This window comes from Microbacterium sp. LS_15 (genome assembly GCF_041954735.1).
Lineage (GTDB): Bacteria > Actinomycetota > Actinomycetes > Actinomycetales > Microbacteriaceae > Microbacterium.
The window spans coordinates 263,581-283,506 of the sequence record NZ_JAVAYD010000002.1; the positions used below are offsets into that span (position 1 = coordinate 263,581).

The 19,926-nt window shown below is 70.0% G+C and carries 25 protein-coding genes; 14 read left to right on the forward strand and 11 right to left on the reverse strand.

Going from position 1 to position 19,926, the window contains the following annotated elements; all coding sequences use genetic code 11:
• Positions 1-58: 58 nt before the first annotated feature.
• A complete protein-coding gene (locus RAC69_RS05375; RefSeq protein WP_375085674.1) occupies positions 59-1,126 on the reverse strand; it encodes a histidinol-phosphate transaminase in 1,068 nt (355 codons plus the stop codon).
• Positions 1,127-1,188: 62 nt separating this feature from the next.
• Between RAC69_RS05375 and RAC69_RS05380 the strand changes: the two genes are divergently transcribed.
• The 3 genes from RAC69_RS05380 to RAC69_RS05390 all read left to right on the forward strand — a co-directional run bounded on the left by RAC69_RS05380 (position 1,189) and on the right by RAC69_RS05390 (position 2,236).
• Complete coding sequence (locus tag RAC69_RS05380) at positions 1,189-1,395, forward strand: ribbon-helix-helix protein, CopG family (RefSeq protein ID WP_375085676.1); 207 nt, start codon at positions 1,189-1,191, stop codon at positions 1,393-1,395.
• A 3-nt stretch (positions 1,396-1,398) separates the two neighbouring features.
• Positions 1,399-1,767, forward strand: coding sequence for a type II toxin-antitoxin system death-on-curing family toxin (locus tag RAC69_RS05385; RefSeq protein WP_375085678.1), 369 nt, complete (start codon positions 1,399-1,401; stop codon positions 1,765-1,767).
• Positions 1,768-1,831: 64 nt separating this feature from the next.
• Positions 1,832-2,236, forward strand: a complete 405-nt coding sequence (locus RAC69_RS05390; protein WP_375085680.1) for a phage holin family protein — start codon at positions 1,832-1,834, stop codon at positions 2,234-2,236.
• Between the two features lie 17 nt (positions 2,237-2,253).
• Here the strand turns inward: RAC69_RS05390 and RAC69_RS05395 are convergent, their stop codons facing one another.
• Both RAC69_RS05395 and RAC69_RS05400 read right to left on the reverse strand, forming a co-directional pair.
• Positions 2,254-3,534 (reverse strand): hypothetical protein, encoded by a 1,281-nt coding sequence (locus RAC69_RS05395; protein ID WP_375085682.1) that lies wholly within the window; start codon positions 3,532-3,534, stop codon positions 2,254-2,256.
• Positions 3,531-3,809: a hypothetical protein gene (locus RAC69_RS05400; RefSeq protein WP_375085684.1), complete on the reverse strand. Its 279-nt coding sequence runs from the start codon at positions 3,807-3,809 to the stop codon at positions 3,531-3,533. Before RAC69_RS05400 ends, RAC69_RS05395 begins: the two co-directional genes overlap by 4 nt.
• Positions 3,810-3,965: 156 nt before the next feature.
• Between RAC69_RS05400 and RAC69_RS05405 the strand changes: the two genes are divergently transcribed.
• The 3 genes from RAC69_RS05405 to RAC69_RS05415 are packed head-to-tail and all read left to right on the forward strand — an operon-like array spanning position 3,966 to position 6,171.
• A complete protein-coding gene (locus tag RAC69_RS05405) occupies positions 3,966-4,505 on the forward strand; it encodes a low molecular weight protein-tyrosine-phosphatase (protein ID WP_341933007.1) in 540 nt (179 codons plus the stop codon).
• Entirely contained in the window at positions 4,502-5,884 is a 1,383-nt protein-coding gene (gene purB, locus RAC69_RS05410; protein ID WP_341936187.1) for an adenylosuccinate lyase, read from the forward strand. Before RAC69_RS05405 ends, purB begins: the two co-directional genes overlap by 4 nt.
• Positions 5,881-6,171 carry a hypothetical protein gene (locus RAC69_RS05415; protein ID WP_375085686.1) on the forward strand — a complete coding sequence of 97 codons (291 nt, stop codon included), beginning with the start codon at positions 5,881-5,883 and terminating at the stop codon, positions 6,169-6,171. Before purB ends, RAC69_RS05415 begins: the two co-directional genes overlap by 4 nt.
• A gap of 38 nt (positions 6,172-6,209) precedes the next feature.
• On the opposite strand, the gene RAC69_RS05420 is transcribed toward RAC69_RS05415, so the two are convergent.
• From RAC69_RS05420 to RAC69_RS05430, 3 genes are all read right to left on the reverse strand, one after another.
• Positions 6,210-7,631, reverse strand: coding sequence for an MFS transporter (locus RAC69_RS05420; RefSeq protein WP_375085687.1), 1,422 nt, complete (start codon positions 7,629-7,631; stop codon positions 6,210-6,212).
• 64 nt (positions 7,632-7,695) lie between these two features.
• Positions 7,696-8,043: a hypothetical protein gene (locus RAC69_RS05425; protein WP_341933004.1), complete on the reverse strand. Its 348-nt coding sequence runs from the start codon at positions 8,041-8,043 to the stop codon at positions 7,696-7,698.
• Positions 8,040-8,678, reverse strand: coding sequence for an acyl-CoA synthetase (locus tag RAC69_RS05430; protein WP_375085689.1), 639 nt, complete (start codon positions 8,676-8,678; stop codon positions 8,040-8,042). The genes RAC69_RS05425 and RAC69_RS05430 overlap by 4 nt, the downstream gene beginning before the upstream one ends.
• 301 nt (positions 8,679-8,979) lie before the next feature.
• On the opposite strand from RAC69_RS05430, the gene RAC69_RS05435 reads away from it, so the two are divergent.
• Positions 8,980-9,888 carry a helix-turn-helix domain-containing protein gene (locus RAC69_RS05435; protein WP_375085691.1) on the forward strand — a complete coding sequence of 303 codons (909 nt, stop codon included), beginning with the start codon at positions 8,980-8,982 and terminating at the stop codon, positions 9,886-9,888.
• A 17-nt stretch (positions 9,889-9,905) separates the two neighbouring features.
• Here the strand turns inward: RAC69_RS05435 and RAC69_RS05440 are convergent, their stop codons facing one another.
• Positions 9,906-10,742, reverse strand: coding sequence for a sulfurtransferase (locus RAC69_RS05440; RefSeq protein ID WP_375085692.1), 837 nt, complete (start codon positions 10,740-10,742; stop codon positions 9,906-9,908).
• Between the two features lie 113 nt (positions 10,743-10,855).
• Here RAC69_RS05440 and RAC69_RS05445 point away from each other — a divergent pair, with 113 nt between their 5' ends.
• The 4 genes from RAC69_RS05445 to RAC69_RS05460 all read left to right on the forward strand — a co-directional run bounded on the left by RAC69_RS05445 (position 10,856) and on the right by RAC69_RS05460 (position 13,614).
• Positions 10,856-11,776 (forward strand): DMT family transporter, encoded by a 921-nt coding sequence (locus RAC69_RS05445; RefSeq protein WP_375085694.1) that lies wholly within the window; start codon positions 10,856-10,858, stop codon positions 11,774-11,776.
• A 27-nt stretch (positions 11,777-11,803) separates the two neighbouring features.
• The gene (ribA, locus tag RAC69_RS05450; RefSeq protein ID WP_375085696.1) at positions 11,804-12,463 is read left to right on the forward strand and encodes a GTP cyclohydrolase II; all 660 of its coding nucleotides are present in this window, start codon (positions 11,804-11,806) and stop codon (positions 12,461-12,463) included.
• Complete coding sequence (locus RAC69_RS05455; protein ID WP_375085698.1) at positions 12,463-12,960, forward strand: MarR family winged helix-turn-helix transcriptional regulator; 498 nt, start codon at positions 12,463-12,465, stop codon at positions 12,958-12,960. The genes ribA and RAC69_RS05455 overlap by 1 nt, the downstream gene beginning before the upstream one ends.
• A 315-nt stretch (positions 12,961-13,275) precedes the next feature.
• Complete coding sequence (locus RAC69_RS05460) at positions 13,276-13,614, forward strand: helix-turn-helix domain-containing protein (RefSeq protein WP_375085700.1); 339 nt, start codon at positions 13,276-13,278, stop codon at positions 13,612-13,614.
• Between the two features lie 6 nt (positions 13,615-13,620).
• On the opposite strand, the gene RAC69_RS05465 is transcribed toward RAC69_RS05460, so the two are convergent.
• Together RAC69_RS05465 and RAC69_RS05470 are read right to left on the reverse strand one after the other, a co-directional pair.
• Positions 13,621-14,214: a ClpP family protease gene (locus tag RAC69_RS05465; RefSeq protein ID WP_375085702.1), complete on the reverse strand. Its 594-nt coding sequence runs from the start codon at positions 14,212-14,214 to the stop codon at positions 13,621-13,623.
• Complete coding sequence (locus RAC69_RS05470) at positions 14,211-14,825, reverse strand: ClpP family protease (protein ID WP_375085704.1); 615 nt, start codon at positions 14,823-14,825, stop codon at positions 14,211-14,213. Before RAC69_RS05470 ends, RAC69_RS05465 begins: the two co-directional genes overlap by 4 nt.
• 267 nt (positions 14,826-15,092) lie before the next feature.
• On the opposite strand from RAC69_RS05470, the gene RAC69_RS05475 reads away from it, so the two are divergent.
• Positions 15,093-15,692 carry a hypothetical protein gene (locus RAC69_RS05475; protein ID WP_375085706.1) on the forward strand — a complete coding sequence of 200 codons (600 nt, stop codon included), beginning with the start codon at positions 15,093-15,095 and terminating at the stop codon, positions 15,690-15,692.
• A 71-nt stretch (positions 15,693-15,763) separates the two neighbouring features.
• Positions 15,764-16,237 (forward strand): acyl-CoA thioesterase, encoded by a 474-nt coding sequence (locus tag RAC69_RS05480; protein ID WP_375085707.1) that lies wholly within the window; start codon positions 15,764-15,766, stop codon positions 16,235-16,237.
• Between the two features lie 107 nt (positions 16,238-16,344).
• Here the strand turns inward: RAC69_RS05480 and RAC69_RS05485 are convergent, their stop codons facing one another.
• Together RAC69_RS05485 and RAC69_RS05490 are read right to left on the reverse strand one after the other, a co-directional pair.
• Complete coding sequence (locus RAC69_RS05485; RefSeq protein WP_375085709.1) at positions 16,345-16,725, reverse strand: hypothetical protein; 381 nt, start codon at positions 16,723-16,725, stop codon at positions 16,345-16,347.
• A 145-nt stretch (positions 16,726-16,870) separates the two neighbouring features.
• Positions 16,871-18,349, reverse strand: a complete 1,479-nt coding sequence (locus tag RAC69_RS05490; protein ID WP_375085711.1) for an MATE family efflux transporter — start codon at positions 18,347-18,349, stop codon at positions 16,871-16,873.
• Positions 18,350-18,453: 104 nt separating this feature from the next.
• Here RAC69_RS05490 and cycA point away from each other — a divergent pair, with 104 nt between their 5' ends.
• Positions 18,454-19,905, forward strand: coding sequence for a D-serine/D-alanine/glycine transporter (gene cycA, locus RAC69_RS05495; protein ID WP_375085713.1), 1,452 nt, complete (start codon positions 18,454-18,456; stop codon positions 19,903-19,905).
• The last annotated feature ends 21 nt before the right edge of the window (positions 19,906-19,926 follow it).

Genomic DNA, 19,926 nt, shown 5'->3' on the forward strand with positions numbered 1-19,926 from the left:
CAGGTCACGTATACCTAGGACGCCCTCGTAACTGCCGGGAATCCGAAGAAACGGCCGGTCAGCGCAGGATGGCGGCGACGGCGAGCACGCGGTCGACCGACGCCTCCTCGCCCACCGAGATGCGGATGCCGTCTCCCGAGAACGGACGGACGACGAGGTCGTTCTCGGCGAACGCGGCAGCCGCGGCATCCGTCTCCGCGCCCGTCGGGAGCCAGACGAAGTTGGCCTGGGAGGTCGGGACGTCCCACCCCTGCGCCCGCAGACCGTCGATGAGCCGGGTGCGGCGTTCGACGAGCACGGCGACGCGCTCCCGCAGCTCGGACTCGGCGCCCAGGCTCGCGATCGCGGCGTTCTCCGCGGCGGAGGTGACGGACAGAGGGATGCCGGTGGTGCGCGCCGCGTCGAGGACCTTCTCGTTGCCGATCGCGTAGCCGACCCGCAGGCCGGCGAGGCCGTAGGCCTTGGAGAACGTGCGCAGCACGACGACGTTCGGATGCTGCTCGAACACGCGCTCGGCGAGACCGTCGATCGCGTCCTCGTCTGTGACGAACTCGGCGTACGCCTCATCGAGGATCACGAGCACGTCGGACGGCACTCGCTCGAGGAAGCGGGTGAACTCGGCGCGCGTGATGATCGGACCGGTGGGGTTGTTGGGCGTGCAGAGGATCACCGCGCGGGTGCGGTCGGTGACGGCATCCGCCATCGCATCGAGATCGTGGCGGGAGTCGGCCGTGAGTGGAACCTGCACGCCGGTCGCGCCCGCGACGAGCGGCAGACTCGGGTACGCCTCGAACGACCGCCAGGCGTAGACGACCTCGTCGCCGACGGAGGCCGTGGCGAGGATCAGCTGGTGCAGGATCGACACGCTGCCCGCCGCGACGTGCACCTGGTCGGGCTCAACTCCGTACCGGGCTCCCAGGCGCTCGCGAAGGCGGCCAGCGGTCGCGTCGGGGTAGCGGTTGATCGGCGTCGTGTGCTGCAGAGCCTCGACGACCGACGGGAGCGGCTCGAAGGGGTTCTCGTTGCTCGAGAGCTTGAACGCATCGGGCCCGGCCTGCTTGCCCTGCCGGTACGGCGCGAGGGCGGCGATGGCGGGGCGGATGCGCGGGAGGATCGGGTCGGTCACAGCACCACTCTAGGATCCACAGGCCCGTGGCGGCCAGGAGAAGGCGGTAGTACCATTCTGGTATGGCTATGACGGTGCGACTTCCGGAAGAACTCGACACGCAGCTCGAGGTGATCGCTCGCGCTCGGCACACCTCGAAGCACGCGTTGCTCATCGAGGCCGCGATGCGCTTCGTTAACAGCGAGTCGAAGACGGATCGCGTGTTGTCGCTGACCGACGAGATCACGGATCGGTATGCCGACACCATCCGACGACTCGAAGACGCATAGACGGTGACGGAGTACATAGAGCCCGAGCAGGCTCTCGCGGTCATTGCGAAGCTCGGTCTGCACGTCCGCGACGAGGGCCTGCTCTTCTCGGCGTTGGCGCGGCCCTCAGCCGGGATGTTCGGCACGGACGCATATCCAACGTTCGAGGGCAAGGCGGCGGCGCTGATCAGTTCGCTGGCCCAGAACCATTCGCTGTTCGACGGAAACAAGCGAATCTCCCTCGTCCTGACCTTCATCTTCATCCGCATGAACGGGTTCGAGCTGACCTTCACGAACGACGAAGCCTTCGACTTCGTGCTCGACGTCGCGCAGAGCCGGATCGACCTGGAGCAGATCGCGACGATGGTTGCCGCGCACGTCCGATCCCAATGAGCACCGCTTTGCCCGGCCCACGCCTCCTGACATCCGCGCACCCTCGTGCGAGACTGGCCTGACCATGCGCTTCATCATCCGAGTCGTCGTCAACGCGTTCGCCCTGTGGGTCGTCACGCTGATCCCCGTGCTGCAGGTCACGATCACGGCGTTCCCTCCAGGCGAGACGCTGCAGCTCGTGCTGACCCTGCTGGCCGTCGCTGCGATCTTCGCGCTGGTGAACACCATCATCGGCACCGTCGTCAAGATCGTCGCCTTCCCGCTGTACATCATCACGTTCGGGCTGATCGGCTTCGTGATCAACGGCTTCCTGCTGTGGCTGACCGCCTGGATCACGAGCGGCTTCGGATGGGGCCTCACGGTCGGCTCGTTCTGGTGGGGTGTGCTCGCCGCGCTGATCATCTCGGTGATCAACGGCGTGTTCAACTTCATCCTGCGCCCGCAGCGCCGCACGTCCCGCCGGGACTGACCGCGCCGGCGTCTGCCTCACCGAGCCGTCCGTTCGGCGCGGTACTCGGTGCGCTCGATGACTGCGGCGTCGTCGAGGTCGTCCCACAGCCGTTCGACGCTCTCGATGCGCGGATCGGCCGCGGCGTCGGCATCCTCCGCCAGGTCGACGTACGCGGCGAGCAGGTGTGGCTCGCCGAAGTCGCCCCACGCGAAACCCGGTGAGTGCTCTGCGGTGACCACGACGCTGTCCCGCGAGCCCGTGCCTGCGGGCGAGCCGCCGCCCGCGAGCGCCCGCACCGGATCGTCGGTGTAGCCGAGCGCGACGAGGGTCTGATCCTCGTCGAGGGTCGGATCGACCGGGCTGCCTGCGGTCACGACGAGGGGCACGTCGTACTCGCTCTGCATCGCGACGTGCGATGCGACCATGCCTCCCTGCGAATGCGCGACGATCCGCACCTCGTCGCCGGGCCGGGCACCGGCCGCTTCGACGGCGGCGAGCGTCGCTTCATACGAGGCGGAGGTCTGACCGAGGTACAGCTGCGAGTTCGACTTCATGTCCCACGGGTCTGGTCCGCCCATGTCGCCGGGCGCAAATGTCTGGGTCCCCTTCACGTAGACCACGTACTTCGCGGCGCCGCCGGCGAACGAGTACTTCTCGACGGCGACCTGCGCTCCGCGCTTCTCGGGGATCCGGCTCAGCGCGCCCGCGAGCCCGGAGGGCGCGGCGGACGGCGTCGCGGTCTTCACAGGCGTCACCGTCACCGGTTCCGTCACGCCGCGCAGCCGGGATCCCCGGGGGATCACGCCGAGCCTCGACCCGGCGCCCACGAGTGCCGGAACGATGCCGACAGGACCGAGGAGCCCACCGAGCGGCACCTGCGTGATCAGCCCCGCGAAGCGCTCGTCCTCCCACCGCTCGATCAGCCCGCGCGCCAGGTCCGGGATCCGCGGATCCGACTCCTCGAGTCGCCGCATGCCGGCACGCGCCTCATCTCCCACCGCGCCGAACCACCGTGCCCGAGCCTCGATCAGCAGCTCGACGTACTCGTAGGTGTCGGCCATGAGTCGGGTGCTCGCGGCCGCGTCGACGCACTCCCCGTGCAACACCGATGACCGCTGGCAGAGACCCCAGAGCGCGACCGTGTCGACGAGGGCGCTGAGCCCCGGGGTGTCGACGATCCGCTGATAGGCGGTGCGCAGCGCCCGAGCCGCCTCGTCATGGCGGAGCGCTGCGGCATCCATCCGACCCGCCAGCTGCCGCAGCTCGTCGGGGTCGACCGAGATCGCCCCACCATGGCCGACGTCGATCCCGCTCATGCGCTCACGCTCGCGATCCTCGCCTCGTGCAGTCCTGCGTCGGCCGCCGCGACCCGCGTCCTGGTAGCGAGCTCGCCCAGCAGCTCCTGGAGCGCCGCCACTCCGTCCGAGCGCCAGCCGGCGTCGAGCGACAGTGCGAGCACGTCGCCGGCAGCAGCGTCGAGCGCGTCCTGCGCGACGCGAACAGAGGCGAGCGCCTGCAGCAACGCCCACAGCGCGTCAGAGGTCAAGGGACCGGAGGTCAGGGGGTCGGCCGGCGGGGCGAGCGAGAGCATGCACCGAGCATCCGCCGCTCCGCCGACGCCCGCGCCGACCGCAGGCGTCCGCGGCCGGTGTCCGTGAGCATCTTCCCGGTGAGCTGCACGGTGCAGAACAGGTGGCCGCGGCATCCCGGCGTCGCGCGATCAGCTCCCGACGGGCAGAATGGACCGGTGACATCTGAAGATCCCTTCCGCGTGATCTTCGTGTGCACGGGGAACATCTGCCGCTCCCCGATGGCCGAGATCGTCTTCCGCGATCTCGCGGAGCGCCAAGGACTCGGGTCGCGCATCGTGTCGCGCAGCGCTGGCACCGGCGACTGGCACGTGGGCGAACGCGCCGACCATCGCACGATCGACGCCCTCGCCCGCCGCGACTACGACGGCTCGCAGCACCGGGCCAAGCAGTTCACGTACGCGTCGTTCGCCGAGAACGACCTCGTCGTCGCGCTCGACCGCACGCACGAGCGGGTGCTGCGCGAATGGGCGCGCGACGAGGACGAGGAGGGCAAGGTCACGCTGCTGCTCGCCTTCGACCCGACGGCGCCGTCACCCGATGTGCCCGACCCGTACTACGCCGGCCCCGAGATGTTCGATTCGGTGCTCGGTATGATCGAGACGGCGACCCGCGGGCTGTTCCGCCAGCTCGAGCCGGCTCTTCGCCAGCCCCGCTCGCCCCGAGGGATCGGGGCCCGATCAGGAGGACTCCCCTGACTTTCACGCCCTCGCTCCCCCCGCAGCCCCTCAGCCCTCTCGACGGCCGCTACCGCGGCGCCGTCACCGGGCTCGCCGACTTCCTCTCCGAGGCCGGACTCAACCGCGCGCGGGTCGAGGTCGAGGTCGAGTGGCTGATCGCCCTCACCGACCGGTCGCTGTTCGAGACGAGCCCGCTGTCGGATGCCGACAAGGAGCGCCTCCGTGCCCTCTACCGCGACTTCGGTCAGGCCGAGATCGACTGGCTCGCCGAGAAGGAGGCCGTCACCCAGCACGACGTGAAGGCCATCGAGTACCTCGTGCGCGATCGCCTGAGCACGCTGGGTCTCGACCGCATCGCCGAGCTGACGCACTTCGCCTGCACGAGCGAGGACATCAACTCCGCCTCCTACGCGCTCACCGTCAAGCGCGCCGTCGAGGAGGTCTGGCTGCCCGCGCTCGACACCGTGATCGCGAAGCTGCGCGAACTCGCATCCGAGCACGCCGACGCCGCCATGCTGTCGCGCACGCACGGCCAGCCCGCGACGCCGTCGACCATGGGCAAGGAGCTCGCCGTCTTCGCATGGCGGCTGGAGCGCGTGCGCGCGCAGATCGCGGCATCCGACTACCTCGCCAAGTTCTCGGGCGCGACCGGCACCTGGTCGGCGCACCTCGCTGCGGATCCGGATGCCGACTGGCCGACCATCGCGCGGGAGTACATCGAGGGTCTGGGTCTCGGGTTCAACCTGCTGACCACGCAGATCGAGTCGCACGACTGGCAGGTGGAGCTGTACGACCGGGTGCGGCACGCCGGCGGCATCCTGCACAATCTCGCGACCGACATCTGGACGTACATCTCGCTCGGGTACTTCGCGCAGATCCCCGTCGCCGGTGCGACCGGCTCGTCGACCATGCCGCACAAGATCAACCCGATCCGCTTCGAGAACGCCGAGGCGAACCTCGAGATCTCGGGCGCCCTGCTCGCATCGCTCGGCCAGACGCTGGTGACGAGCCGGCTGCAGCGCGACCTCACCGACTCGACGACGCAGCGCAACATCGGCGTCGCGTTCGGTCACTCGCTGCTCGCCCTCGACAACCTGCGCCGCGGCCTCAACGCGATCTCGCTGTCGCGCGACGTGCTTCTCGCCGACCTCGACGTCAACTGGGAGGTCCTCGCCGAGGCCATCCAGACCGTGATCCGCGCCGAGGTCGTCGCCGGCCGCTCCACCATCCAGGACCCGTACGCGCTGCTCAAGGAGCTCACCCGCGGGCACCGGGTCGGGGCAGAGGACCTCGCCGCTTTCGTCGAGACGCTCGAGATCGGGGATGCCGCGAAGCAGCGCCTCCTCGCGCTGACGCCCGCGACGTACACCGGCATCGCCGAGCAGCTCGCACGATGACCGGGAGCGGCGGGCTCACGGCGGCCGAGGTCGCGGGCGCCCGCATTCCGGTGCGACGCCTCGGATCCCGCTACGACATCGACGATGTCGACCGCTTCCTCGACGAGTGCCGCTCGACGCTGGAGGCGTGGGAGCGGGCGCGCGCGACCGCGACGGGTCTGAGTGCGGGCGACGTCGTGACGACCTCCTTCGGGTCTCCGCGCGGCTTCACGCCCGGCTACGACGCGGACACGGTCGACGACCTGCTCGACCGCATCGTGGTGCGGCTGCGCGAGCTCGCCGGCTGAGCGGGGGCGACCCACCGGCGTCAGGCCCCGGCTGCGGATCAGCCCGACTGCGCTCCGGCCGGGTCGCGCGGCATGAAGAACGCCGCGGCGAGAGTCAGCACCGCCACGATCGCCGCAGCGACGAACACCCAGAACGAGGCGTTCACGATCGTCGCCGGGTCGCCGGGCCCGGCTCCCCGCGCGATCACCGCGTTGGAGATGGCTCCGAACACCGCGACGCCGAGCGCGCTGCCGGCTGATCGCGCGAACGCGTTCATGCCGGTGACCGCCCCGCGCTCGCCCCACCCGACCGAGGCCTGCGCGGCGATGAGGGTGGGCGCGGCGCTCCAGCCGAGCCCGAAGCCGAGCACGAACGCCACCCCGGCGATGGCGAACGGGTTCGGCCAGGGCGAGACGACGGCGAGTGCGACGGCGGCGACCGTGGTGATCCCGAGCCCGGTGAGGGCGGTGCGCCGGAAGCCGATGCGCAGGTACAGGCGTCCGGCGTTCGCGGCGGCGAGCGGCCAGCCGAGGGTGAGGGCCGCCACCGCGAGACCCGACAGCAGCGGCGCGATGCCGATCGACCCTTCGAGGTAGGCGGGGGCGAAGCTCGTGACGCCGGTCATGAGGGCGCCGATGCCGAGCGACACGACCGTGGTGGTGAGGATCAGCGGTCGGGCGGCCAGCCGCAGGTCGACGATCGGCTCGGCGGCGCGGCGCTCGACGAAGGCGAACACCACGAGCGCAGCAGCGCCGAGCCCGAAGCACACGGCGCTCGGCCACGAGATCCAGTCCCAGGCGTTGCCGCCCTCCAGCATCCCGAGGATGAGTCCGGTGAGACCGACCGTGAGCAGCGCGGCGCCCGCGTAGTCGATGCGATGCTGCTGCGTCTGCTTCTGCTCGTGATACCGCCTCAGCAGCATCCAGGCCGCGATCAGGCAGAGCGGGATGTTGATCCAGAAGATCCAGCGCCAGGCATCGAGCTGCGCGAAGATGCCGCCGAGCGCGGGGCCGACGACCGACGAGATCGCCCACACCGAGGCGATGTAGCCCTGCACCTTCGCGCGTTCGGCGACCGTGTAGATGTCACCGACGATGGTCATCGACATGGGCGCGACCGCACCGGCGCCGAGCCCCTGCACGATGCGGAACACGATGAGCGCGGTCATACTCCCCGCGAAACCCGACAGCAGCGAGCCGAGCAGGAAGAGCCCGATCCCGAGCAGGATGATCGGCTTGCGTCCGACGGTGTCGGCGAAGCGCGAGTAGATCGGCACGCTCACCGCCTGCGCGAGCAGGTAGACGGAGAACAGCCAGGGGAACTGCTCGTAGCTGCCCAGGTCGCGCACGATGCTGGGCACCGCGGTGGCGAGGATGGTCGCGTCGATCGCGATGAGGCCGGTCGACAGCATGAGGGCGCCGAGCACCGGCCCGCGTTCCGAACGGAGTCCGACCGAGGCGCGGTCGATGGATGCTGTCACCCTGAGGACAAGCCGCCCGGCATCCCCGATATTCCGCAGACGTGCGAAATCGCGGAGCGAGCGGTCAGGACTCGGAGCGCGTCGCCGGCCCGTCGGAGTCGGCGTCGGGCTCGGCGTCGTAGAGCACCGGGCGGTCGACGGTCTTCGTCACGTCGGCGGGATCGACGACGAGGATCAGCATCGCCAGGAACAGCAGCGTCACGATGAACGCGCCGCCGCCGACGACGAGGCCGAGCGCGATGGGCGTGAGCCCCTCGTAGCTGCCGTTCGCGATCGCCGTGTTCACGCGGGCGGTGAACGCACCGGTCGACACGAGCGTGACGATCGCGGCGAACACTCCGCACGCGAGCGCGATGCCCAGCAGGTGCAGGGGTCGCAGGATGTCGCGGCGGGTGGGCTTCTCTTCGCTCATCGGTCACCTCCGTGCTCGACCGGGGCGGGGGCGGATGCCGCGGCGGCGGGCTCCACGCGCTTCGGCGTGAGCCCGGCGATGCCGAGGAACACGGCCACGATCGCCGCGTAGCCGCCGAACATGCCCACGCCGAGGATGATGCCGGTCAGTTCGAACTCGCCGGCGCCCTGGATGGCGTACGGCTGCACGAAGCCGGCGGGGATGGTCAGCAGCAGCACGGCGAGGAGGATGCCGAAGGCGCCGACCGTGATCGAGTCGCGCGCGGTCGTCTCACCGGCGCGGCGTGCGCGAAGGCCGACGATGAGTTCGACGACGCCGGTCGTCAGCGCCCAGGCGATCACGACGACGAAGAAGAGGTCCTCGGTGCGCCACGCCGGCACTCCGGCGGTCATTCCGGCGGCGAATCCGAGCAGGGCGAGCACGACCCACGACCAGCGCTGTCCGACCGGGAACACGAGCCACACCGCGAGCAGCATGACGAGCGAGGATGTGAGCACGAACCCGCTGAAGACCGAGAGGCCGACGGCCGCCGAGTGGTCGGGAGAGAAGGTGATCATCACGGCCGCCGCCGCGGCGAAGAGCGCGCGCAGCAGTTGGACGTGGCGCGGGGTGAACGCGCGAGCAGGGGCAGACATGACGATCCAGAGTCCTCCGGGTGGTTCCCCCCAGTCTACGCGCGGGGCGCAGGGGGTGCGGACGGCCGGGAGCGTCCGTGAGGCCTGACGGATCTCCCCAGATCGATCGTCAGGCCCCACGTGATACGCAGTGACGGGGGCGGCACCGCGTCGAGCCGATCGAGTGCAAGGTCGGGCACCCTGCCTGCCTCGATGCAACCCTGTAGACCCCAGAAACGGCACCTCGTCCCCGTCGGGATGCCTGAGTGGTCGTATGCTCACTGTAGGGGCCGGTTGTTCACATACCGGTGGGGGTGGTGTGATGAGTTTCGAGAGAAGCATCCGGCGTACGTCGGACGAGTTCTCCAGCGCTCTGCGCGATGCCATCAACGCTCGCGGGCTGTCTCTGGCCCGTCTCCACGAGATGCTGCGCGCACGTGGCAACGGCGTGTCGATGGCGACGCTCAGCTACTGGCGTTCCGGTCGGCGCCGACCGGAGGGCGTGCAGTCTCTCGCCGCGATCGCCGAGATCGAGCGGCTCCTGCACCTCGCCCCCGGCGAGCTGACCGTACGGCTCGGAACGACCAACCGCACCGGTCCGATCGGTCCCAATCAGTTCCCCATGAACGAGCAGGAGCTCGAGCGCGCGGTCCGCGACGCGTTCACGGCGCTCGGCGCCGCGTACCCCGACACCGCGCGAGAGCTCACCACCCATTCCGTCACCGACGTCGACGCGGCGGGCAACGTGGCGCACTGCGAGACCCGCAGCATCGTGCAGTCGACGGTCGGCACCATCACGTCGATCCCGTTCCTCGAGCTCACCCCGGGAGAGCGGACGCCGGCGCCGATCATCACCGCCATCGCGGGTGGACGGATCGCGGCGCGGTACTCGCACCCGAACGGCGAGGTGCACGGCGTGCTCTTCGAGCTCGACGCGCCGCTCGCCGCCCCCGACACGACGATCGTCGAGTGGGCGGTCGACTACCCGCCCGACTACCCTCCGCAGCGCGAGACCGGCCACGCCGTGGCGATGAAGTGCCGCGAGCTGCTGGTGTGGACGCGCTTCCACCCGGACGCGATCCCCGACCACGTGACCGAGCGCGTCGACAACCCGCAGGGCACCACCACGACCACGACGGAGATCGGCGGGCGCACCGCGGTGGCGCAGATCAGACGCGGCTTCGGCCCCGGCGCCCTCGGCCTCAGCTGGGCGTACGACGACGGACGCTAGCCCGCAGGCGACGCGATTCAGCCGGGCTGGTCGCCCACCGCGACCGGACGCCCCGGTGTGTTCGACCACTGGCTCCACGAACCGGGGAACACCTTCGCCTCGATGCCGACCTCGCCGAGCACGAGCGCGGTGTGCGCGGCCGTGATGCCCGATCCGCAGTAGGCGGCGACGGCCGTGCCGGGGGTCACTCCCACGGCGGCGAAGGTCGCCCGCACGGTGTCGTGGTCGAGGATGCGTCCGGCGGAGTCGAAGTGCAGCACGGTCGGCAGGTTGACCGCGCCGGGGATGTGGCCGGCCTGCGGGTCGAGCGGCTCGACCTCCCCGCGGTAGCGCTCGCCCGCGCGCACATCGAGCAGGACCCCGGATGCCGGCAGCGCGGCCGCCTCGTCGATCGTGATCGCCGAGGCCCCGATCGCCGCGAGCGTGACGTCGCCCGCCTCCGGCGTCACATCGTCGGTGGTCACGTCGTGCCCGGCGTCGCGCCAGCCGCGGATCCCGCCTTCGAGCACGCGCACGTCGACACCCGCCTGACGCAGCAGCCACCAGGCGCGCGCGGCGGCGACGCCCTTCGCGTCGTCGTACGCGACCACGACGTCTCCGTCGTGTACACCCCAGCGGCGCGCGGCATCCTGCAGCTGCTCGGTCGTCGGGAGCGGATGCCGTCCGTCGGCCGGTTCACCGTGCGACGAGAGCTCGGTGTCGAGGGGCACGTACACGGCTCCGGGGATGTGCCCCGACAGGTAGTCGGCGCGGCCGTCCGGCCGATCGAGCCGCCAGCGCACGTCGATCACGCGCACCGGCGCCCCCGAGGCCTGCAGCTCGTTCAGTTCGGCGACGCTCACGAAGTTGCTCATGATGCGAGGCTACCCAGCGCGCGGCAGAGTCGGGACGCGGGCGCCACACGCCGTCACGTTCGGCGCGTCACCGCGGCGGTAGGCTCGTGAGGGCCGCGTCGGGAAGGGACAGCATGCCCTCTCGACTCCGCTGGATGCGGCTCCGCCCGCAGGAGACCGCCCTCATCGCGATCACCGCCGTGTGGGGCAGCACCTTCCTGCTCGTGCACTGGGCGATGCAGCACTCCGGGCCGTGGTTCTTCGTCGGTCTCCGCTTCCTCGTCGCCGGCGTCATCAGCGTCGTCATCTTCCGGAGCGCGCTGCGCGGCATCCGCTGGCGCGACATCGGCGCCGGAGTCGCGATCGGCGTGATGATCCACCTGGGGTACGGCCTGCAGACCGTGGGCCTGCAGACGATCGACTCCAGCACCTCCGCCTTCATCACGGCGATGTACGTGCCGCTGGTGCCGCTCGCGCAGTGGGCGGTGTTCCGGCGTCGGCCTCCGGTCATGGCCTTCGTCGGCGCAGGACTCGCGTTCGTGGGACTCGTGCTCATCGCGGGACCCGACGCCGTCGCGTTGAGCCTCGGCTCCGGCGAGATCATCACGATGATCAGCACCCTGCCGATCGCCGCCGAGATCATCCTCATCTCGCTGTTCGCCGGGCGCATCGACCTCGGGCGGATCACGGTGGTCCAGCTCCTCACGGCCGGCCTCCTCGGACTCCTCACGATGCCGATCGTCGGGGAGTCGCTGCCCGCGTTCTCGTGGGTCTGGGTCGGCTGCGCGGTCGGACTGGGCGCAGCGAGCTGCCTCATCCAGCTGACGATGAACTGGGCGCAGAAGTCGGTCTCTCCCACGCGCGCCACCATCATCTACGCGGGCGAGCCTGTCTGGGCCGCGGTCATCGGACGCGTCGCCGGCGAGCGCCTGCCCGTCACGGCTCTGCTCGGCGGGGCGCTGGTCGTGCTCGGCATCCTCGCCAGCGAGCTGAAGCCGGTGCGTCGCCGGCGTCCGGCGGTGACGGACGAACCCGCGACCACGTCGCGGGAATAGAAGCGCGGGGCGCGCGTTTCACCCCACATGATTGAAACTTCAACCGTCGTCCCGCTCGCGACCGAGCGGACGCGCGTGCGTGTGCCGATGCGCTTCGGCGACGGATACTCCACGACGGCGGACGTGGTCACCTTCGACGGCCTGGCCGATGGCCGCGAGCACCTGCTGCTCGGTCTGGGCGACTGGCGAGGCGCTCTCGGGCGTTCGGCGGACGGCGGAGATGCGCCGCTGGTACGCCCGCACAGCGAGTGCCTCACCGGCGACGTGTTCGGCTCCGAGCGATGCGACTGCGGACCGCAGCTGCGCGAGGCCGTGGAGCGGATCGCCGACGAGGGCGGCTTCCTCCTCTACCTGCGCCAGGAGGGACGCGGCATCGGCCTCTACGCGAAGCTCGACGCCTATGCGCTGCAGGACTCCGGTCTCGACACCTACGAGGCGAATGTCGCGCTCGGTCGCGGCGAGGACGAGCGCGACTACACCGTCGCCGCGCAGATGCTGCAGGCGGTCGGAGCCGACCGCATCCGCCTTCTGAGCAACAACCCCGACAAGGCCGCGCAGCTCGCAGGGCTCGGCATCGAGGTGGTCGAGCAGGTGCGCACGGGTGTGCACGAGACGACGGCGAATCACCGCTACCTCGAGGCCAAGCGCGACCACACCTCGCACACCATCGACCTGTCGGCGGCGTGATGAGCGAGCGGCAGCTGGACGACGCCGAGATGGCGACGTGGCTGCCGACGATCCGCTTCGTGCAGCTGCTTCCCCAGGTCCTCGATCGCACCCTCAAGGCCGAGACGGGACTCAAGCACGCGTACTATGCGATCCTCGTCTCGCTCGCGAGGGAGGATGCCGCGGCCATCACGATGACGGACCTCGCCGGCATCGCGGGCCTCAGCAGGTCGCGGCTGAGTCACGCCCTCGACGTGCTGGAGGAGCGCGGTTGGGTCACCCGAACGACCTGCGGCCGGGACAAGCGGACGCTCACCGCAGCCCTCACCCCCGAGGGGCGCGAACTGCTGCGCGGAGCGGCCCCCGTGCACGTCGCGCAGATCAGGGAGCTCGTGCTCGATCCGCTCACCGAGGAGGAGCGCGAGCAGCTCGGTCGGATCGCGGCGAAGCTGCTGCCGGGGGTCACGGAGGCGCTCGCCTCTCCCCCGCAGACCAGGGCGGCACACGTCTCTCGGTGAGACCGCGTGGACACCTCCCGAGGTGCGTGGACACCTCCCGAGGTGCGCGGTCAGAGCCGCCACGGGAGGGCGCGGAGAGCGAGACGTACCCCACGCCCCGCTCCCCGCCCACCCTTTTTCCCAATCAGTGGCAACCGGCTCCGGCCTCGTGGGCCGTCGTTCCGGCAGGTAGGAACGTAACAGGCCGCCGTTCACGGCAGAGTCAGGGGTGCGTGAACATCGCCTTCCGATGATCGCTGCGGCTTCGGTTCTGCTCCGGTTCTGATCTGAGCAGACCCGCTCGGTGCCCGACGAGCGCGAGACGTACCGTGAGTCATGGCCGACATCGTCCCGTTCCCCCACGCACCCCGCCCCGCCGACCCCGAGCCGCTGTGGCGCCACCTGCTCGGCAATCAGCTGCGGCGCCGCCGGCACGACCGCGAGGAGACGCTCACGGAGACCGCAGACCGCGCCGGCGTCTCGCCCCAGTATCTCTCCGAAGTCGAGCGCGGACTCAAGGAGCCGTCGAGCGAGATGATCGCCGCGATCGCCGGCGCACTCGACACCTCGCTCATCGAGCTCACGAGCGCGGTGGCAGACGAGTTGCGGACGGCGGCGGCTCCGGCATCCGCTGCCGTGTCCGCCGCCCGGGGCGCGTTCTCCCTCGCAGCCTGAGCCTGCTCACACCGTCCGCTCCCCCAGCACGGTGTCGATGAGGCCGTAGTCGAGCGCTGCGGATGCGGTGAACACCCGATCGCGGTCGGTGTCGGCACGGAGCTCGTCGACCGTGCGCCCGGAGTGCCTGGCGAGGATGGACTCCATGTCGGAGCGCACCCGCACCACCTCGTCGGCCGCGAGGATCAGATCGGGGATCGCGCCGCGCGACTGTCCGGCCGGCTGGTGCAGCACGATGCGCGCGTGCGTCAGTGCGGAGCGCTGCCCCGCTGCGCCCGCCGCGACCAGCAGCGCCGCCGGGCCGATCGCCTGGCCGACGCACGTCGTCGCGATCGCCGGACGGATGTGACGCATGGTGTCGTAGATCGCCAGAGCCGCCCCCGGATCGCCGCCCTCGCTGTTGACGTAGAACTGCACGGCCGACTCCGGGCTGTCGGCGTCGAGGTGCAGCAGCTGCGCGATGAGCGCGTTGGCGACGCCCGCGTCGATGCCGGTGCCCAGGTAGATCACGCGCTCCGCGAGCAGGTGCGAGTACACGTCCATCACGCGCTCGCCCCGCGGATGCTGCGCGATGACGTTCGGGATCGTGTAGCTGCTCATGAGTCGACCCCCAGTCCGACCCGCGCACGCCGGCGCGGCATGATCTCGGCGACCGAATCGAGGATGCCGTCGATGAAGCCGTAGTCCTGCGCCTGCTGTGCGGTGTACCAGCGGTCGTGCAGCGAGTCCTCGAAGATGCGCTCGGGCGGCTGCCCCGTGTCATCGGCGATGAGGCCCAGCACCGTGTCGCGCATGTGGCGCAGGTCGCCGGCCTGGGTCTCGATCTCGACCGCGGATCCGCCGATGCCCGCGGACCCCTGATGCATGAGGATGCGGGCGTGCGGCAGCGCCCGGCGCTTGCCTTTCGCCCCGGCGGAGAGGAGGAACTGGCCGGCGCTGCAGGCCAGCCCGAGGGCCAGGGTAGACACGTCGTTCGGGATCAGCGTCATGAGGTCGCGGATCGCGAGCATGGACGGCACCGAGCCACCCGGGGAGTGGATCCACAGGGCGATGTCGGTGGTCGGGTCCTCGGCCGACAGGGTCAGCAGCTGCGTCATGAGCAGCGTGCCGTTGTCGTCGTCGAGGGCGCCGTCGAGCACGAGCACCCGCTCGTGGAACAGCGCACGGCGGGCCTCCGGTCCGAACCGCGGGATGGGGTTGTCTTCGCTCATGCCCCCAGCATCCGTCGTCCCCTCTCCGTCCGCGCGGGAATCCGCCGGGGGCGGATCCGCCGTGAGCAGAGTCGGCGTTCGCGTGCGGCGAGCCGTGCCGCGCGTCGCTCGTGACGGAGGAGATCTCTCGCTGCGAAGGAGGTTCGCTCGCAGCTGCCCCAGACGAACGCGTGATCTCCTTCGACACGCGTGTCCGTCGTTCCGTGCGCGCTGCCCGAGCGTGTCTGGAATACGGTGGGCTCGTCCACCACGAATCCGGAGAACACCATGCCCCTTCACGACGGCGCCGGCGAGGGCGTCGACATCGACGCCTGCATCGCCCTGCTCGAGGCTCACGGAGTGCCCCTCGATCCCGGGCTGCAGCCCGCCGAACTCGCCGAGATCGAAGCCCGCTACGGATTCGTGTTCAGCCCCGACCATCGGCACCTGCTCGCGCGGGTCCAGCCGGCGGGCGAACGGTGGCTGCATTGGACGAGAGACAGCGAGGACAGCATCCGGTCCCGCCTCGACTGGCCCCGCGAGGGGGTGCTTTTCGACGTCGAGAACAACGCGTTCTGGCCCGCCGGCTGGGGTGTCAGGCCGCCGAACGCTGAAGCGCGCAGCGCTTTGGTGACGGAGCGGGTCGGGCAGTGGCCGACGCTCGTTCCCCTGTTCGCGCACCGGTACATGCCCGCCGCCCCGGCCGGCCCCGGCGCTCCCGTCTTCTCGGTCTGGCAGACCGACGTGGTGTTCTCCGGCGCGGACCTGCTGGACTGCCTCCGTCGCGAGCTCGAGCCGGACACCGCCGGCTCCCCCGTCATCGACGTGTCGGCAGACTCCTGCGCACCCTGGTCGCTCTTCCCCTTCGAGCAGGAGGTGGCCGAGTAGGGCGTACCGGCGTCGCGATCCTTCGCACGCGCGTAACATCGCCGACTCATGACGGACGTAGCCTCGACCGCATGACGACGCAGCAGACACCCGAGTGGCAATGGTCGGAGGACGGCATCAACTTCCGCACCCGCAAATGGGTGCGCCCGGAGGACCTGAACGCCAACGGTTCGCTGTTCGGCGGCAGCCTGTTGAAGTGGATCGACGAGGAGGCGGCGATCTACGCGATCGTGCAGCTCGGCAACTACCGCGCGGTCACGAAGCACATCTCGGAGATCACGTTCGAGGCCTCGGCCGTACAGGGAGACCTCGTCGAACTCGGACTGCAGGCGACGCACTTCGGCATCACCTCGCTCACGATGCGTGCGGTGGCGCGCAACATGATCACCCGGAAGCGCATCCTCACGATCGAGAAGATCGTGTTCGTGAGCCTCGACGAGAACGGGCGTCCGACACCGCACGGGTACCGCGAGATCACCTACAACCGGGACCGGATGCCGACGGAGCGACTCGTGACCGGGACGGTTCCGCTGCCGAAGCTCTGATCGCACGGGATCGCACGTGATGAAGGACTCGCCGCGGCATCCGGCCTGCGATGCCCGTGATCTCCTTCGTTACGCCCGGACCGCGCGGCGACGCGTGAGCGGGCGGGTCAGCGGGCGAGCGCCGGGATGGTTCCCGTCGCGGGCGGCGACGACGTGGCTGCCGCCGCCGTCGTGACCGCTTGCGCCGCCTGCGCCTGTCCTGTCGACGCGGCGAGGCGGGCGGCGCGCGCCGTCGACCGCGCGGGCTCCCCCGCATTGACGATGCCGCGCACGACAGCGCCGATCACGAGCAGGCCGACCAGCAGCGCCCCCGAGACGACGGCCGGCGTCCACTGATTCGCGAACGACGCGGCCAGGCTCAGCACCGCGGCGGGAACCCAGACCCCGACCGCGCCGCCGGCCAGACCGGCCGCTCCGCGCACGATGGCGATCGCCGCGACCAGCGCGCACAACCCGGCCAACACGGCCCCCACTACACCGATCGGCACCAGAACCGATGCCAGATCGCTCGCAACCCTCGATGACGTCATGACGACCCCCCGTCAGCGGACCCTCCGCACCATCAACAGTACGAAGGAGGCGCCGCTCCGGCATCCATCTGCAGGATGATGTTGCGTAATCTTGACGAGCCGTTCAACGTCGGGTCAGCCACCCGAAGCGCGACCCCCGCACGGTGCGGATCGGCTGGGTGACGACGGCATCCACGACCATGGATCCATCGGTCGGGCCGACGATCGCCATGGTCGACGTCTCGGTGGCCTCGACCGGGTCGACCTCGAGGTGAGCGAGTTCGCGGTGCGCCCGGACGTAGGCGGGCACGAGCAGCAGGATCGCGCCCAGCCACGCGAGCGGATTGCTGAGCGCGACACCCTCGAAGCCGATCAGCGCGCCCAGCACCACGGCGGCTCCCACGCGCATCACGAGCTCGATCACACCGGTCACCGTCGGGACGAGCGTGTGGCCGAGACCTTGCAGCGCCCCGCGGAGCACGAACAGGATGCCGAGCGCCCAGTACCCGCATCCGTTGATGATGAGCATCACGTGCGCGAGATCGACCACCTCGTCGGCATCCACGCCGTGCCCGACGAACAGGCGCACGAGCGGGGCGCCGAGGGCGATGATCACGACGCCGAGCAGCAGACCCGCGCCGATCGCCATCCACGTCCCCTCGATCACACCACGGCGGATGCGGTCGGGCCGACGTCCGCCGAGGTTCTGCGCCGCGTACATCGAGGCGGCGAGACCCAGCGACGAGAGGAACGCGACCGCGAGACCGTCGACGCGGGATGCCGTCGTGTACGCCGCGACCGCGTCGGAGCCGAGCGTGTTGAGCGCGACCTGCACGGTCAGGGTGCCGATCGCGATGATCGACGCCTGGAAGCCCATCGGCAGCCCCAGCCGCAGGTGCTCGCGGACGTCGTCGCGCGTGACCCGCCAGTCGGCCGCGCGCAGGTGCAGCATCGGCAGGCGGCGGCGCACGAACTCCAGGCACAGTGCGACGGAGACGGCCTGCGCCATGACGGTCGCGAGCGCCGCACCGCCCACACCCCAGTCGAGGGGGCCGACCATGAGCACCACGAGACCGACGTTCAGCGCGCACGACACCGTGAGGAACACGAGCGGCGTGCGGGAGTCGCCGATCGCGCGGATGATCGCCGAGAGGTAGTTGAAGAACATCGTCGCGCTCGCGCCGAGGAAGCTGATCTGCGTGAAGGTCGTCGCCTCGGGCAGCAGTTCGGCCGGCGTCTGCAGCAGCTCGAGCAGCGGACGGGAGATGAGGGGCGCGACGATCGTCAGCACCACGCTCGTGACGCCGGTGAGGATGACGCCCGTCGCGACGGAACGACGCACACCGGGGGCGTCGCCGGCGCCGAATGCCTGCGCGATCGGGATCGCGAACCCGCTGGTCAGGCCCCAGGCGAAGCCGATGAGCAGGAACAGCAGGCTTCCGGTCGCGCCGACGGCGGCGAGCGACTGCACGCCGAGGTGGCGACCGACGACGACGGCATCGGCGAACTGGTACATCTGCTGCACCACGTTGCCGATGAGCAGCGGGATCGAGAACGAGAGGATGACACGCCACGGGCGACCCGTGGTGAGGGAGGTGGCCATGGGGAAGCGGCTCGCAGGACTGTGGGGACGGATCGGGGGAGCCACCATTTTATCGAATCGATTCGGGACAACACCATCCCCGATCGGCAACTACGGTCTATGGGATGAGCACCACGAAGCGCACAGCATCCGACACCGGCGTCGGCGACGACGAGCAGCATCTGCGGCGAGCGCTGAGCAACCGCCACATCCAGCTGCTCGCGATCGGCGGAGCCATCGGCACCGGCCTCTTCATGGGCAGCGGCAAGACGATCTCGGTCGCGGGCCCGTCGGTGATCTTCGTCTACATGATCATCGGGTTCATGCTGTTCTTCGTCATGCGGGCCATGGGCGAGCTGCTGCTGTCGAACCTCAAGTACAAGTCGTTCAGCGACTTCGCGAGCGACCTGCTCGGACCCTGGGCCGGCTTCTTCACCGGATGGACCTACTGGTTCTGCTGGGTGGTCACCGGGGTCGCCGACGTCATCGCGATCGCCGGGTACACGGACGCGCTGTTCCCCGGCATCCCGCTCTGGATCCCGGGACTGCTCGTCGTCGTCATCCTGCTCGCGCTGAACCTGCCGACCGTGGCGGCGTTCGGCGAGATGGAGTTCTGGTTCGCGCTGATCAAGATCATCGCGATCGTGGCGCTCATCGTCACGGGTCTCGTGATGATCGTCACCGGGTTCCAGCACGAGGCGGGCACCGCGAGCTTCGCGAACCTGTGGAACCACGGCGGCATGTTCCCGCACGGCTTCATGGGCTTCGTCGCCGGCTTCCAGATCGCGGTGTTCGCCTTCGTGGGCGTCGAACTCGTCGGCACGGCTGCGGCCGAGACGAAGGACCCGGAGCGCAACCTGCCGAAGGCGATCAACGCCATCCCGATACGCATCCTGCTGTTCTACGTGGGCGCGCTCGTGATCCTCATGGCCGTCACGCCCTGGACAGAGTACGTCGCCGGAGAGAGCCCGTTCATCGCGATGTTCGCGCTCGCCGGACTCGGCATCGCCGCGACCGTGGTGAACCTCGTCGTGCTCACCTCGGCGATGTCGAGCGCGAACTCGGGCATCTACTCGACCTCGCGCATGGTGTTCGGCCTCGCCAAGGACGGCGACGCCCCTCGCCTTTTCGGCCGCCTGTCGAAGCGGCGCGTGCCGCAGAACGCGCTCTTCCTCTCCTGCATCCTGCTGCTGTCGGGCGTCGTGCTGCTGTACGCGGGCAAGGACATCGGCACCGCATTCGACATGGTCACGACGGTCTCGGCCGTGTGCTTCATGTTCGTGTGGACGATCTTCCTGTTCAGCTACCTCTCCTACCGCCGCACCCGTCCGGAGAAGGCGGCGACGTCGACCTTCCGGATGCCGGGCGGTGTGTTCATGGTGTTCGTGGTGCTCGCGTTCTTCGTGTTCATCCTCTGGGCCCTCACCACGCAGCCCGACACGTTGACCGCGCTGCTCGTGACCCCGATCTGGTTCGCGCTGCTGATCGTCGCGTGGCTCTTCGTGCGGAAGTCGCAGAACCACCTCGAGCGGCACGCCGCGCACATCGCGCACCTGCGGAGCGACGCCGCGGAGTAGGGACGCGGCCGACGCACAGCA

Bases quoted from the DNA above. Each gene is read 5' to 3' on its own strand.
- RAC69_RS05465 (WP_375085702.1), bottom strand. From the start codon at position 14,214: ATGAGCAGCTACACGATCCCGAACGTCATCGCGCAGCATCCGCGGGGC.
- RAC69_RS05460 (WP_375085700.1), top strand. From the start codon at position 13,276: ATGGCCGACATCGTCCCGTTCCCCCACGCACCCCGCCCCGCCGACCCC.
- RAC69_RS05490 (WP_375085711.1), bottom strand. From the start codon at position 18,349: ATGGCCACCTCCCTCACCACGGGTCGCCCGTGGCGTGTCATCCTCTCG.
- RAC69_RS05390 (WP_375085680.1), top strand. From the start codon at position 1,832: ATGCGCTTCATCATCCGAGTCGTCGTCAACGCGTTCGCCCTGTGGGTC.
- RAC69_RS05380 (WP_375085676.1), top strand. From the start codon at position 1,189: ATGGCTATGACGGTGCGACTTCCGGAAGAACTCGACACGCAGCTCGAG.
- RAC69_RS05435 (WP_375085691.1), top strand. From the start codon at position 8,980: ATGAGTTTCGAGAGAAGCATCCGGCGTACGTCGGACGAGTTCTCCAGC.
- RAC69_RS05430 (WP_375085689.1), bottom strand. From the start codon at position 8,678: ATGTCTGCCCCTGCTCGCGCGTTCACCCCGCGCCACGTCCAACTGCTG.
- RAC69_RS05440 (WP_375085692.1), bottom strand. From the start codon at position 10,742: ATGAGCAACTTCGTGAGCGTCGCCGAACTGAACGAGCTGCAGGCCTCG.
- RAC69_RS05475 (WP_375085706.1), top strand. From the start codon at position 15,093: ATGCCCCTTCACGACGGCGCCGGCGAGGGCGTCGACATCGACGCCTGC.
- RAC69_RS05395 (WP_375085682.1), bottom strand. From the start codon at position 3,534: ATGAGCGGGATCGACGTCGGCCATGGTGGGGCGATCTCGGTCGACCCC.
- RAC69_RS05470 (WP_375085704.1), bottom strand. From the start codon at position 14,825: ATGAGCGAAGACAACCCCATCCCGCGGTTCGGACCGGAGGCCCGCCGT.
- RAC69_RS05400 (WP_375085684.1), bottom strand. From the start codon at position 3,809: ATGCTCTCGCTCGCCCCGCCGGCCGACCCCCTGACCTCCGGTCCCTTG.
- cycA (WP_375085713.1), top strand. From the start codon at position 18,454: ATGAGCACCACGAAGCGCACAGCATCCGACACCGGCGTCGGCGACGAC.
- RAC69_RS05415 (WP_375085686.1), top strand. From the start codon at position 5,881: ATGACCGGGAGCGGCGGGCTCACGGCGGCCGAGGTCGCGGGCGCCCGC.
- RAC69_RS05455 (WP_375085698.1), top strand. From the start codon at position 12,463: ATGAGCGAGCGGCAGCTGGACGACGCCGAGATGGCGACGTGGCTGCCG.
- RAC69_RS05445 (WP_375085694.1), top strand. From the start codon at position 10,856: ATGCCCTCTCGACTCCGCTGGATGCGGCTCCGCCCGCAGGAGACCGCC.
- ribA (WP_375085696.1), top strand. From the start codon at position 11,804: ATGATTGAAACTTCAACCGTCGTCCCGCTCGCGACCGAGCGGACGCGC.
- RAC69_RS05425 (WP_341933004.1), bottom strand. From the start codon at position 8,043: ATGAGCGAAGAGAAGCCCACCCGCCGCGACATCCTGCGACCCCTGCAC.
- RAC69_RS05480 (WP_375085707.1), top strand. From the start codon at position 15,764: ATGACGACGCAGCAGACACCCGAGTGGCAATGGTCGGAGGACGGCATC.